We start from the raw sequence: 15,523 nt of genomic DNA, 5'->3' as shown, positions 1-15,523 counted from the left end.
GCTGAACATTGGGTTTATTTCCACCCACCTCCCAAAGCTTTGTAAAGTAAAATCTGGTTTAAGGTATTTTCTTTCTCCAGTTCAACTTTTCCAATCTGGGCTTCCAAGGATTCTTTTTGAGCTGTAACCACATCCAGCGATGTCACACGTCCCGCAATAAAAAGTTCCTGTGCTGCTTCAATGGAAAGGTCCAAGGCTTTTACATGTTCGTCCACAAATGTTCTACGTCTACTGATTGCCTCTTGAGTCATAATGACATTAGAAACTTCGTTATAAGCATTCACAACAGATTTTTCATAGTCTAAAAACGCTATTCCATAATCGGCTTTTGCAACTTCATACTGTGTCTTCAATTGTCTTTGATTTAATATAGGCAGCGTGATACCACCAAATAAATTATAGGCAATAGATTTGTCCAGATTAAACAACTTGTTGAAACTGAAGCTCTGTAGGCCGACAAAAGGGCTAATCGCTACCGAAGGTAGAAAGGCCAATCGTGATGCTTCTTGATTGTTTGACGATGCCATCATCTTCAGGTAAGCTGTTTTAATATCTGGACGCTGATTGACCAGATCATCTGGTGTACCAAAAGTCATTGCATGATATAGATTTGTGTTTTCAATATATTCACTGCGCTTAATAGGCTGATAATATCGTCCTAGCAATCCGTTGATATGATGTTCCCACAGTGCAATCTCCTGACTTAATTTCTCCTGAGCAGATTTAGAATTTGCCAATAGTGCTTTAAACTGCTGAACAGACAGTTCCGTGGCATAACCGGCATCTTTTTTTACCTCAACGACTTCAAGGGCATTTGTATGCAGCTCAATATTACGGTTATACACCTTGATCTTTTGATCGAGGGCCATTAACTCATAATAGGCCGTTGCAATATTGGATACCAATTCTGTTTCTAACAGGCGTTTTCCTTCCTGTTCGGCCAAAAAACCAAAATAAGCAGCTTGCTTTTGACTTTTTAATTTACCCCATAGATCAATTTCCCACGATGAACGAAGTCCAATAAAATAATCTGGGATAAATGGTTCTGGAAGCTTTTCATCACTTTTCAAATTATCCGAAAAATTTGAATCATAGTTACCGATACCAGATTCTGTATAGTGGCCATACTTGCGTATCCCACCCTCAACAGCTGCTTCTACAGTCGGTCCTAATGCAGCCTTCCGCTGTTTAAAATAAGCTTGTGCAGACTCTAACCGTAAGATCGATTGACGAATATCAATATTATGCTGTAATGCGGAATCAATCAATGCAACTAAAAGTGGATCCTTAAAAATATCGCGCCAGGACCGGTTCCCTACATTTACGCTATCCATAGCAGTCCTTTCTGAAAATGCTGTCGGTACAGCAATTTTCTCAGGTTGTGCTGCCTTCTTGGGGACCGAACAGCTACCAAAAAGAATTAGTGCTGCAATCACTAACGAAGTCTGTTTTATAACCTGTTTTTTATTCTCCTTTTTTGAGAATAAGATAACCAGCCCCGGGATAACAATAACACCTAATATCGTCCCGATAAGCATCCCACCGACTGCGGCTGTACCAATACTCCGGTTCCCCAAAGCACCAGCGCCACTTGCCATCATTAATGGAATCAATCCAGCAATAAATGCGAAAGAAGTCATCAAAATAGGACGTAAACGCGCGACAGCCCCCTCAATTGAAGCAGTCACAATATCCATTCCCTGCTTATATTTCAAATTTGCGTATTCCACAATTAGGATCGCATTTTTACCCAAAAGACCGATCAACATGACCAATGCGACCTGAGCATAAATATTGTTTTCCAAGCCAAATATTTTCAGGAAAATAAAGGCTCCAAAAATTCCTGCAGGTAAACAAAGGAGAACTGGTAATGGTAATAAAAAGCTTTCGTACTGGGCACACAACAACAGGTAAACAAAGAGTAAACAAAGCGCAAAAATATACAGGGCCTGATTTCCTGAAATCTTCTGTTCGCGGGTCATCCCCGACCATTCGATACTGTAACCCTGCGGCAAAGATGAAGCAATCTTTTCAACTTCCTCGATCGCCTGTCCTGAACTAAACCCAGGGGAAGACTGACCTGTCACCATCGCTGAGCTAAACATATTATAACGGGTAATCTGCTCTGGACCGTAAATACGCTCCATGGAAATAAAAGCATTATAAGGTACCATCTCTCCGGTTTCATTCTTTACATATAGACGGAGTACATCCTCAGGCCGCTGGCGATACTCAGGTCCTGCCTGTACCATCACCTTATACATTTGCCCGTAACGGATGAAGTTTGTTGCATATAGACTCCCCATCAAGGTTTGTAGGGTATTCATTGCATTTTCTACAGATATACCTTTCTTTGCAGCCATATCATAGTCTACTTTCAGCATATACTGCGGAAAGTTAACATCAAAACTGGAACTGATATCCTGAATGACTTCACTTTTCTCCATATCCTCCATAAATTTCTGCAATACCTCCGCCGTCTTATTGAGATCTTCATTACCGCTACGGTCTAACAACCGTAATTCAAAGCCTGAAGAGTTACCAAATCCCGGAACTGTCGGTGGAGGGAAGAAATCAATCTGCCCATCTACAAAATCCTTTGTTTTCTCCCGCAATTCCTTGATCACATCATCGACCGTCTGATCTCTTTCCTTCCAGGGTTTAAGGTTAATCATCCCCATCCCATAAGATGCACCGGAGACCTCAGTAACGATACTATATCCCGATAAGGTTGAAACGGTTTCGACAATATCCAACTTACGTGCAACAGAATCAATCTTATCCAATACACGCTCGGTACGATCTACTGTTGCCCCCGGAGGTGTAGTTACCGAGACATAGATCATACCTTGATCTTCTGTTGGAATAAAGCCCGATGGCAATATGGCACTACTTCCCCAAGTAGCAACAAAGAATCCACCCAACAATAGTAGTGTGAGTCCACGCCTAGCACTTGTTTTCATCAATATTCCTTTATATCCGAAAGCGGTTCGGTCATAAATAGCATTGAATTGCTTGAAAAAACGATCCAACCAATTATTGGATGGTTTACGATCATGTGGTGATTTTAAGAAAAGTGCACACAATGCCGGTGTCAACGTTAGGGCATTTATACCCGAAATAACGATAGCCGCGGCTAAAGTCAGCGAAAATTGCCTATAAAATATGCCCACTGGCCCTGAAAGAAAGGCCACAGGAACGAAAACTGCCGACATCACCAATGTGATCGCTACTACAGCGCCCCCAACTTCTTTCATTGCTTCCAAGGTAGCTTCCATGGGTTGTAGATGTTCTTCCTCCATCTTGGCGTAAACTGCTTCCACAACCACAATCCCGTTGTCGACCACAATTCCGATTGCCAATACCAATGCAAATAGTGTTAACAAGTTGATTGAAAAGCCTAACATCTGCATGAAAAACAAGGCACCAATCAGACAGACTGGTACCGCCAGAATTGGGATAACAGTCGCTCTAAAATCCTGTAAAAAGATAAACACTACGATAAAAACCAATAGAAATGCTTCCAGTAGAGTCTTTATAACCGATGATATAGACGCATCCAAGAAACGTGATACATCATAGCCCATGGTATAGGTCATACCCGCCGGAAATGAAGTCTGCTTCAGTTCAGCCATACGATCTTTTACCCGCTGAATAACCTCCTGTGCATTTGATCCTGGTAGCTGTTTTAACATGATAGACGCAGATGGGCGTCCGTCTGTTTTGGAGACCATTTCATAATCCAGGGAACCAAATTCAACGTCTGCTACATCCTTGATACGAATAATCGAACCATTGGAATTTGCACGGATAGGCACATTGGCATATTCATCAATCTCTGTGAATTTTCCTGGATAACGCAAGACGTACTGTTGCATATTGCGCATTTTGTCTGAGCTAATCCCAGTTTGCCCAGGCGCAGCTTCAATATTCTGTTTGCGCAAAGCCGCTACCACATCTTCGGCAGAGATATTATATGCCGCCATACGATCGGGTTTTACCCATACACGCATCGCATAATCACGCATACCCATAATCTGAGCGAGTCCTACCCCTTCAATACGTTTCAGCTCTTTAAGGATATTGATATCGGCGAAATTATAGATGAAACGTTCATCTGCAGTTTCATCCTCAGTAAAGACATTCAGGTACATCAACATGGAGTTGACTTCCTTCTCTGTCGTTACCCCAGCTTTAATAACCTCCTCAGGCAATTCATCCAGTACAGTCGTCACCCTGTTCTGAACATTGACCGCAGCAATATCCGGGTCCGTTCCTACTTCAAAGAAAATCTGTATCACCGTACTTCCGTTATTAGTAGATACGGAGTTCATATAGGTCATCCCTGCAACACCATTGATCGCCTTTTCCAATGGAATAGCGACGGCATTGGTACTTACTTCGGCATTCGCTCCTGTATAATTGGCGTTTACAACCACCGACGGCGGTACAATGTCTGGGAATTGCGTAATCGGCAACGTAAATAATGCCAGTAAGCCCAAGAGTGTAATAAAAACCGATATTACAAGCGATAATATGGGCCTTTTTATAAATGTTTCAAACATAATTTATCCTCCGCTACAGCTTCCTCAATTTTGGATTAATTTTCATTCCATTACGCAAATTTTGCACGCCTTCATAAACCACTTTAACATTGGGATCGAGGCCTCCCTCAACAATGTAATAATGGCCAACACGAGGACCAGCAACAAAAGGTGTCATCTTGACCGTACTATCGGCCTGCATGGTATAAACATAAGTCTTGTCCTGTATCTCGAATACTGATTTTTGATGTACAAATGCATGTTCTCCAGTTTCCATCGGCACAGCAATCTTACCAGTAGCACCGTGCTTCAGGATATGTTCTTTATTTGGAAATTGCACCCGAAGGGCAATAGACCCCGTGTTTGCCTCAAATTCACTTTCGACAATATGCGCGACCCCTTCATGCGGGTATAAGGCCCCATTCGCCAAAATTAATTTCACCGTTTTACGAGTTTCCTTACCATTCATTTTATCTTGCATCATCGTCAGGTATTCCCGTTCTGAAATATCAAAATAAACATTGACCTGGCTTAGATCAGAAATCGTCGTGATGAGGCTTCCCTCTGTCAGTAGCGAACCTTCCTTCAATAGGATCCGGTCTATTCGACCATCAAATGGTGCCTGGATAACCGTATAATCCAATCTCGTTTGGGCTTGATTAACTAAAGCACGGGCTTCTTCAATTTTAGAATTAGCGGCCTTCAACTGAATTTTCAATAGATTATATTCCGAAGGACTCACAATATTTTTATCCACCAACTTTTGGGTTCTTTCCATCTCAAGCTTGATTTTTTGAGCTTCAGCAATGGAATTATCATATTGTGCTTTTGCTTTGGCAACCTCCGAGCGATACTCTTCGTTATTGTATCTGAATAAAATCTGGCCTTTTTTTACCCAAGCACCCTCGTCCACATAGATTTTATCTAGAAACCCATTTAATTTGGATCGAATCTCAACATTTTTCAAGGCCTGAATATCTGCAATATATTCCTGATAGACAGTCGTATCCATTACAACAAGCGGCGTAATTGGTATATTCTTAATTTCTTCCTTTTGCTCGGCATTAGCATTGGAGGAGCTGCAAGAAGCCAGCATCCCTACCACACCCAATAATAGGCACAGTGCAAATAATTTCTTCATAAAAACGATAAAAATAAAATGTAAAACTAGATGGGAGCTACAATAATATTGTGTAGGAATGCACCAGAGCTACTGCTCCTGGATACCAGAAAAAATAAAAAACACTATTATTTTATAGACTCCAATAGAAAAGTATAGGAGAATCCTTAGAAAGGCCGGAATCTATATAAAAATTGATAATATCCTGGTCGACAAAGAGTTTTTGACCGATAAAATGGATGTATTTTGTCCTTGGAAAAGCACAATGCAGTAAATACAATTCCAAAAACAAATATGAAAATGGACAGTACCTGACTATTGACAGAAAATATACGGTAGTCATCCTGCAATAGAACTTTCTCTTCTTGTGAAGAATGAATAGGTTCTAAATCCAATACATCATCCAAAAAATACTCCACTATCGTCTCTCCCGCATGCAAAACTTGCCCCGTCGTCGATGAGAATGACTCATACGTCAAGAGATTGAGATACGCAAAGAGTGTTAAAAGATGGAATAATTTACCTAACATATCGAATTTTCGAACCACAAAGGTATGACTTTAAATAGCCAAGATTATTTTATTCGTGTAAAAAAAACATGACAGCAAATAGATTGGTCATCATGGTTTTTATATATTACACTTTTCTTGGACGAGCCGTACCCGTTATTTGTTTTTTACTACAAAATTTTATTTGCTTCCTTACCTTTCGTACTAAAACTTTTCGTTACTGAAAGAATATGGAGCATCGTCCTTCTTGGTTCCTCTATTTTTATTCGGTTCTGTACTCATTTTGAATTCCAGATCTGCTCCTTTTAGGAGATCCGAATAGCGAATATAGTTTTTCTCATAAGCTTTTCCATTCCAGGAAAGCTGGTTTACATAAACCTGATCGCCCCGCTCTTGTTTCGCATGAATACGGACCTCTTTCCCACTTTCGAGTTTTAAGGTAACCTTATCAAACTGAGGTGAACCAATAACATATTCCCCTGATCCGGGCGAAACAGGATAAAATCCCAATGATGAAAACACATACCAAGCAGAAGTCTGCCCATTATCTTCATCACCACAGTAACCATCTGGTGTCGGAAGATACAGTTTATCCATGATCTTACGGACCCAATATTGTGCCTTCCATGGTTCTGCGGCATAGTTATAAAGGTAAGGCATATGTTGGATCGGTTGATTACCATGTGCATATTGCCCCATATTCATCACCTGCATTTCACGCATCTCGTGGATCATGCTACGACTTTTCATACCTTCATAACTTGGGATAACAAAGACAGTATCCAACATGGAAACGAAAGATTTATTTCCGCCCATCAAATCTATTAGTCCCTGTGGATCATGAAATACACAAAAACTCCAATGCCACGCATTACCCTCAGTATATTCACGGGACCAAGCACTTGGGTCAAAATTCCCTACGAAAGAACCATCAGCTTTTTTACCACGCATCAACTTTGTCGTTGGGTCAAAAAGATTTTTGTAATTCATCGCCCGTTGTGCGTAAATAGCTGTTTCAGATTTTGGTTTACCTAAGGTCTTTCCAAATTCATAAATACACCAATCGTTATAAGCATATTCCAAGGAGCGAGCCACGTTCTGGTCAACTTTTACATCTGCTGGAATATAACCTAGTTTATTATAGTACTCATGGCCAAAACGTCCAGTAGAAGAATGTTTAGGATACGCATTATTTGCCCCATGTTTCAGGGCCTCCCAAAGGATCTCTTTATCATAACCTGTTCGATTAGTGACCAAAGCGTCCGCTACTACCGATGCAGAATTATTACCGATCATAGACGCACGATGTCCTGGTGAAGACCATTCTGGCAAATATCCACTTTCCTTGTAAGCATTCACTAAGCCCTCCTGCATGCGATCATTCATAGATGGATAGAGCAAGTTCAAAAGTGGAAATAAACTTCTAAATGTATCCCAAAAACCTGTATCTGTGAACATTTCGCCAGGTAAGACCTGGCCGTTATAAGGGCTATAATGAATTCGTCTTCCTGAACCATCAATTTCGGAGAAATCTCGTGGAAATAATGTTGAACGGTAGAGACAGGAATAAAATGTACGCAAACGATCCACGTTTTTATCCTCTACCTGAACACGCCCCAGTACCTCATTCCATTGTTGTTTACCTTCATCTGCAACCTGCTCAAATGTTTTAGACTTCACTTCATTAAGATTAAGCTCCGCTTGTTCAAAACTAATAAAGGAGGAAGCAACCTTTGCCATCACCTTCTCTCCTCTTTGTAAAGAAGGGAAGCCAATAATCGCTCCAGCATGATCATCCTGAATTTCCAATTCATTATCCTTGATATTGCCATTCCTTACTCCGGCTTTATACGAAAAAGGTCGATCAAAAGTTATGATAAAATAATTCTTAAAATTATCTGGAACACCACCACTATTTTTGGTCGAATAGCCGATAATTTTATTTTCTTGAGGAATAACCTTGATATATGATCCCTTATCAAAGGCATCAATAACGACATAAGCCTGTTCTGTTTTGGGAAATGTAAATTGAAATACCGCAGCTCGTTGGGAAGGCGTAAGCTCAGTAGTGACATCATGATCTGCCAGGTAAACACTATAATAATAAGGTTTCACAACCTCGGCTTTATGGGAAAACCAGCTTGCCCGTTTTTCTTGATCAAACTGCGGTTTGCCCGTCATGGGCATCAATGAAAACTGTCCATAATCGTTATTCCAAGGACTTGGTTGATGCGTTTGCTTAAATCCTTTGATCTTATCCGCAGTATAGGTATATACCCAACCATCACCCATATTACCTGTCTGCGGTGTCCAGAAGTTCATTCCCCAAGGACGCGCGATGGCAGGATAGGTATTCCCATTCGACAGCTCGTATTTAGATTCTGTACCGATCAAGGGATTTACATAGTCTACGGGAGAAGATTGTTGCGCTAAACTTACATGAGACGCAAAAAGAAAAAGGACTCCGCCTGTTATTTTTTTAATGTTAAACATAATTCTTGTTTTGGTTGAAGCCGTCCTAAAATTCATCAAAAAGCTAAAACGTATTAGTAAATATAAATAAGAAATTTAAATATAGAGGATAACAAGTCTATTTTCACAAGATGGTTACAAAAAATCCCCTATTCAAGTGGTTACTTGAATAGGGGATTGTATCTTTTAAAACACGACCAAACGAAATTTTATCCGTTCTATCGGATATCGTTTGGCATCTGTTTTAATTTTATCATTCGTATAGTCAAATATTTTATTTACGCGGTTTACTACTCATTGTATAGATCAATTCGCCACCATTCGTTAGGCTACTATACGATAGTTTCAAATTATCCAAGAGTTTACCATTCAAAGTCACCGATTTAACATATACATTCTTCTCAGATTGGTTACGCACAGTAATGGCAATACTTTTCCCGTTTTCTAGATTGATCTTTGCAGATTTCACCAATGGGCTTCCAATCCAATAGGTATCTTCGCCCGGTGCTACAGGATAAAATCCAAGTGCTGTAAACAGATACCAAGCAGACATCTGTCCGCAGTCATCATTTCCACCCAACCCAGCATGTCCATTATGATATTGATTTCGAATAATCTGACGTAGACGTGCCTGCGCTTTCCAAGGGCTTTGGGTCATGTTATACAAATAAGCGACATGATGTGAAGGCTCGTTTCCATGTACATAATTCCCAATAATTCCATCCCGGGTGATATCCTCGGTATGCTCAAAATATCTATCGGGAAGTTCCATTGTAAATAAAGAATCCAGATAGGTCTCCAGTTTCTTTTGCCCCCCCATAAGCTCCATCATCTCCCGAGGTTGATGTGGGACATACAAGCTATAATTCCAGGAATTCCCTTCGATAAAGCCTTGTCCATGGGTATCTAATACATCAAATTTCTCCTTAAACTTTCCTTGAGAATTCTTTGGTCGCATAAAACCAATCGCCGGATCATATAGCGATTTCCAACTCTCAGCACGTTTCGAAAAAGCACGGTAGATATCTTCTTTACCCAGCTTCTTTGCCAATTGAGCAATACACCAATCATCGTAAGCATATTCCAGTGTATTGGAAACTGAAGTACCAGATACATCATCCGGAACATAGCCTTTATCCATATAGGCTCCTATTCCTTCATAATTACGTGTATTTGCAGTTTGCACACAAGCCTGTAATGCCGCTTCGGGATCACCTTTATACACGCCTTTCAATATGGCATCAACAATGACAGATACGGAGTGATAACCACTCATACACCAATTGTCATTGGCATAATGCGACCAGATCGGCAACATTTTCAATACGCTCTGATCGTAATGCGCCATCATCGACGCTACGATATCTGCATTGCGAGAAGGGGTAATCAGATTCAGAAGTGGGTGGAATGCTCTAAACGTATCCCAAAGCGAAAACGAAGTATAATTCGTAAAACCCTTAGCCTGATGAATCTCCTGATCCAATCCTTTATATTCACCATTTTGATCCATATAAACGGTTGGCATCAGACTTGCATGATACATGGCAGTGTAGAAATTGACTAAATCCTCCTTGTTCAACATATCCACTTCAATCTTGTGAAGTTCCTTTTCCCATGCCGTTTGTCCCGAATGCACATAGCCCTCAAAATTCCAGTTCGGAGCTTCAACTTCCATATTATTGAGTGCATTCTTCATACTTACTGGGCTGAGCGCAACTTTCATCAGAATAGATTCGTCGGCTTTCGTATCGAAGTCCAAATGTAGCTTGATGTTGTGAGCGGCTAGATCGGGAAAATTATGCTGTTGATCAAACTTACGCCAAAAACCGTTATACACTGATTTTCCATCTTCATATTTAGCGCCATAGTTTTTGAAAGGTTTGGATGTCTTTATTGCAAAATAAACGGTACGCGTCCGGGACCATCCATTCGTTTGGCGATACCCTACCAAGGTTGAGTCATTCAATACCTTGACAACTGTCCAAACATTTTTACCGTCATAATTATAAATTCCAGCAGTTAAATCCACCACAAGATGTGAAGCATCTGATTTCGGGAAGGTATAACGATGGATCCCTACGCGTGTTGTTGTTGTTAATTCTGCCTTAATCTGATGTTTATCAAGCAAAACACTATAGTAGTTGGGCTCGGCACGTTCATTTGCATGCGAATAAGGAGATCTATACCCCTCCTGAGGTTTATCTGCAGTTCCTGGATTGAGCTGCACCTTCCCTTGGGTTGGCATAACTAATATATCCCCAAGATCAGAGTGGCCAGTACCACTAAAGTGTGTATGGCTAAAGCCAACAATCGTTGGATCACCATATTGGTATCCAGCACAGTATTTATACACATCACCATTGTACTGTCCATTTACAGCATAGGATAAGGTATCCGTATCTGGACTTAGCTGCACCGCCCCGAAAGGAACGGTCGCCCCAGGGAAAGTATGTCCCATTCGAGCGGTTCCGATCAGTGGTTTGACATACTGAATCAATTTGGTTTCCTGCGCTCTTAATAAATAAGGGGCACATAGCAAACCGAAACAAACTAAACTTCTTATGTTCATCGCTTAAGGATTAGATCTTTGGATTTTGACTATAAGCACTCCACAACTCGTCAATCGTCTTTCCGGTCTGCGCTTTCCAGAAATCATCTGTATACGTTTTACTCCGCATTGCTCCATCCAATTTTTTAACAAAATCCTTTTTCACATTTTTGTTAATCCAATAGAGGAATCGTGCTGTAGTACGGTAAGAATCTGTGTACTTTTGTTTCGCTGTATACTCAGGTAATTTCCAATTTGCTCCAGCATTATCTATTCCGTCATCAAAACGAACAAAATCCGCTACCCCTTCGGTTACCCACCAAGGTCCGGCCCCATCAGGATAAGCCTGAACAATGTGCATCACTTCATGCGTAACAACATCGATATCACCCGGATTTTTAGCAAACCACTCCGGACTATATCGTACAATACCTCCAGCTGTTGCGGCCACACCCTTATAATCTGGATCAATAACAAAAGACACCTTCTTTATGGTCTTGTTATTATATTTTTTTGCCAGCTTGGGATAATTAGTAAAATAGGTTGCTACCAATCTTTCCTTTAATGCAGGACTAAAATCTTTGTCTTTATTGATCCAGATCAAGGTGTATCCTCCTTTAGTGATACTGTCGACATCTACAGCCACCTTTCGATCATTTTGCGTATGCTGCCAATTATCTTGTGCCGAAAGCGAACAAGAGTACATTAAAGCTGCAACAGCAAGCGTTCTTTTCAAATATTTAAAGTTCATAATTAGGTTATTGTTATTTTCTTATTTTTTCTTTTTTGTTTTTTTTGAATTCACACCCGTCTTCAATTCACTTGTCATCGAATATGGAGCTGCACCAAAGGTTGTTCCCCTATTATAGTTTGGTTTGGCTGTCATATCAAAATTAAGATTCCCACCTTCATGGAGTGCCTTATGACTTAACCAGTTTTTACCATAATTTGTTCCATTCAACTGCAGCGCATTGACATAAACATTTTCATTCGAATTCTTAGGTGCATCTATTGTCAATGTCTTACCATTTTCGAAAGTTAATGTAGCTTTTTTAAATAAAGGAGCCCCGAGCACATATTCGTCTGTCGCTGGACAAACCGGATAAAAACCTAAAGCAGAAAATACGTACCAGGCCGATGTTTGACCATTATCTTCATCACCACAATAACCGTCAGGAGTAGGCTTATACATTCTGTTCATAACCTGACGCACCCAATACTGCGTTTTCCATGGTTGGCCAGCATAATTATACAGGTATGGCATATGCTGAATCGGCTGGTTGCCGTGCGCATATTGCCCCATATTAGCAACCTGCATCTCCCGAATTTCATGGATAATACCACCATAATAGCTATCATCATAATTTGGAGCCTGAACAAATACAGAATCCAACATATTGACAAAAGTTTTCTCTCCACCCATTAAATCAATCAGTCCCTGCACATCATGGAAGACACTCCAGGAGTAATGCCAGCTATTACCTTCAGTGAATGCATCCCCCCATTTCAATGGATTGAAAGGAGCTTGGAATTTACCATCTTTATTTTTACCACGCATTAAATTGGTGGAAGGATCAAATAAGTTCTTATAATTTTGAGCACGTTTAGCATAGAGATCAATTTCAGCCTTAGGACGGTTCAATGCTTTTGCCAATTGGTATATTGTAAAGTCATCATAAGCATATTCCAATGTCCGGGCAGCATTTTCATTGATTTTAACATCATAAGGAACGTAGCCTAGACTATTGTAATATTCAACACCTTTGCGTCCTACAGCTGTCATTGGCCCTTCATTGTTTGCACCATGTTGCAAGGCCTCATATAGTTTGTTGATATCATAACCACGCAAGCCTTTCATATAGGCATCCGATACTACCGAAGCAGAGTTGTTACCAACCATGATATCAGCATATCCAGGGCTACTCCATTCAGGGAGAAATCCACCCTCCAGATAAGCATTAAGCAATCCCTCCTGCATTTCTTTATTGATAGAAGGATACATAAAGTTTAGGAAAGGATACAAGGCTCTAAAGGTATCCCAAAAACCTGTACCGCCAAACAAATATCCTGGTAGCGTTTTACCATTATATGGGCTGTAATGGACGGCCTTTCCTTGCGCATCGATTTCATATAGTTTATTCGGAAAAAACAATGTGCGGTACATTGTAGAATAAAATGTGCGCAATTGATCAATATCATCACCTTCTACCTTAATTTTACCTAAGGTCGTATTCCATATCTGGCGTCCATCTTCTTTAATTTGGTCAAATGACTTATTACCAAGCTCATTTAAGTTTAACATAGCTTGGTCAGCACTGATAAAAGAGGACGCAACCTTTACCTGAACAGGTTTTGATTTATCCTTAACTTTGAAACCAACGATAGCGCCTGTATGGTCACCTTTGATTTTCAGCTGGCCATCTTTCTTTTCTTTTCCCTCCCAAGTAGCAACACTAGCAAAAGGTTGATCGAAAACAAGGACAAAATAGTTCTTAAAATTTTCTGGCAATGGGCCGCGCGCATATTTCGACGAGTAGCCAATGATCATATTTTCTTCGGGGATTATCTGAACTTCTGACCCTTTTTCATAAGCGTCCAAAACGATATAAGCATCATCCGTCTTATTGAAAGAGATACGAAACATCGCGGCACGTTCAGTCGGTGTCATCTCTGCTGTCACATCGTGATCAGCCAAGTACACTGAGTAATAATATGGTTTTACAATTTCCGCTTTATGTGAAAACCAGCTTGCACGTTCATCCTGATCAAAAACAGGCTTTCCAGTAACAGGCATAATAGAGAAAACACCGTAATCATTCATCCAAGGAGAAGGCTGATGTGTCTGCTTCAAACCACGGATTTTATCAGCTGTATATTGATACTGCCATCCATCGCCATTTTTCCCGGTCTGTGGTGTCCACATATTCATCCCCCATGGTCTTGCTATGGAAGGATAAGTATTCCCGTTGGATAGTTCAAATTTGGATTCTGTACCCATCAAAGGATTCACCAAATCGACAGCCTCCATTTGCTGTCCTCTAAACTTCTGAGCCAAAACCGGTTTTGCGCAAAACAAACCCAAGGACAGTAATGACCCTAGAAAAACACTGAATGATTTCTTCATTATTTAGGATATATATAAATATTTCTACTAAAACGTATTAGTAAAGATATAAAAAAGAATATTAAATCAAAAAAACTCGAAGCTTTCGCATATTAGGTCTTATGATTTTTACAATAAGGCTTTACTTTCTCTAAGACAAACTTCGGATTTACCCTACTTCAGGCTTTGATACTATCTTTTGATCAAATTTGTCGAAATCACATATTCCTTCGGACTGGTAATTCCACGATCTATTTCCTTCAACAATACCTTCACACAAGTCTTTGCCAATGGCTCCAATGGTTGTTGGATGCAGGAGATCTTAGGATTTAATATATCGAACAATTCATGATCGTCAAAAGAAAATAACGGAAAATTAAAATGTTCCCCTCCTTCAGTCCGAAGCGATTTCAAACCGAGGATGCAGAGATAATTGGTCGTAAAAAATAAACCATCTAAGTCCATATTTTTAGACACCCAGCTCCGCACAGCAGCTATACCCTTTTGTCGTAAACGACGATATGGTAATTGCAGTATCCTCGCCTTCATACCTGTTTCCTCACAAAACTTTAGATAAGCCTCTTTACGAGCGAGCATCTGGGGCTGATCCGAATCGATTGTAATCAATCCAAAATTTTCACATCCAATAGACTGTAAGTATGAACAGGCCTTCCGGCTGCTATCACCATTGTCAATATGAACATAATGTGTCGCTACTTCTGGTGAATTTCGATCAAAAACGACCAAAGGAACTTTATTTTCCAAGATTTTTCGTTGATGTTCGTCCAAATTTACAGTAGGTGCTAACAGTATACCTTCAACTTTCTTTTCGAGCATAAAATCAATAATGTCCTGCGCATTTTGAGGATCTCCCAAAGTACTACTGTAGAGTACATGGTAATTTTTCTTACGCAAAAGCTCTTCGACATATAGCGCAAAAGGACCGAAAAAGGAATCGCCAATATTTTCGACAATCAACCCAATTGTATTCGAACGTCCCGTAGCCAAGCTCTTCGCCAAAGAATTGGGCTTATAGCCAACTTTTGCTACATAATCCAACACGCGCCTCTCAAGGTCTTTACTGATACGCGCCTGTTGGGCTTTATGATTGATCACCAATGAAACAGTAGATTTAGAGACATTCAGTTCCTGTGCAATTTCTTTAATAGATTTGGCCATAAGAGCATTTCATAAAATTAAGTGAAATTAGAAAATAAAATGAAAAGT

The 15,523-nt window shown here is 40.2% G+C and carries 8 protein-coding genes; all 8 read right to left on the bottom strand.

The window, feature by feature from the left end:
- Positions 1-14: 14 nt before the first annotated feature.
- Positions 15-4,565, bottom strand: coding sequence for an efflux RND transporter permease subunit (locus LC454_RS20680; protein ID WP_223584308.1), 4,551 nt, complete (start codon positions 4,563-4,565; stop codon positions 15-17).
- A 13-nt stretch (positions 4,566-4,578) separates the two neighbouring features.
- Positions 4,579-5,685 carry an efflux RND transporter periplasmic adaptor subunit gene (locus tag LC454_RS20675; RefSeq protein ID WP_223584307.1) on the bottom strand — a complete coding sequence of 369 codons (1,107 nt, stop codon included), beginning with the start codon at positions 5,683-5,685 and terminating at the stop codon, positions 4,579-4,581.
- A 146-nt stretch (positions 5,686-5,831) separates the two neighbouring features.
- Positions 5,832-6,194, bottom strand: coding sequence for a hypothetical protein (locus LC454_RS20670; protein ID WP_120261878.1), 363 nt, complete (start codon positions 6,192-6,194; stop codon positions 5,832-5,834).
- Between the two features lie 183 nt (positions 6,195-6,377).
- The gene (locus LC454_RS20665; RefSeq protein ID WP_223584306.1) at positions 6,378-8,666 is read right to left on the bottom strand and encodes a GH92 family glycosyl hydrolase; all 2,289 of its coding nucleotides are present in this window, start codon (positions 8,664-8,666) and stop codon (positions 6,378-6,380) included.
- Positions 8,667-8,919: 253 nt separating this feature from the next.
- On the bottom strand, positions 8,920-11,214 hold the full coding sequence (locus LC454_RS20660; protein WP_223584305.1) for a GH92 family glycosyl hydrolase: 2,295 nt from the start codon (positions 11,212-11,214) through the stop codon (positions 8,920-8,922).
- A gap of 10 nt (positions 11,215-11,224) precedes the next feature.
- A complete protein-coding gene (locus LC454_RS20655; protein WP_223584304.1) occupies positions 11,225-11,944 on the bottom strand; it encodes a basic secretory family protein in 720 nt (239 codons plus the stop codon).
- A gap of 21 nt (positions 11,945-11,965) precedes the next feature.
- On the bottom strand, positions 11,966-14,317 hold the full coding sequence (locus LC454_RS20650; protein WP_223584303.1) for a GH92 family glycosyl hydrolase: 2,352 nt from the start codon (positions 14,315-14,317) through the stop codon (positions 11,966-11,968).
- Between the two features lie 171 nt (positions 14,318-14,488).
- Positions 14,489-15,475 carry a LacI family DNA-binding transcriptional regulator gene (locus LC454_RS20645; RefSeq protein ID WP_223584302.1) on the bottom strand — a complete coding sequence of 329 codons (987 nt, stop codon included), beginning with the start codon at positions 15,473-15,475 and terminating at the stop codon, positions 14,489-14,491.
- Positions 15,476-15,523 lie beyond the last annotated feature (48 nt).

The sequence above is a fragment of the Sphingobacterium sp. GVS05A genome (genome assembly GCF_019969845.1).
In the GTDB taxonomy this organism is placed as follows: domain Bacteria; phylum Bacteroidota; class Bacteroidia; order Sphingobacteriales; family Sphingobacteriaceae; genus Sphingobacterium.
The sequence above is the reverse complement of the archived record's forward strand: the minus strand, read 5'-3'. Positions and strand labels throughout refer to the sequence as shown.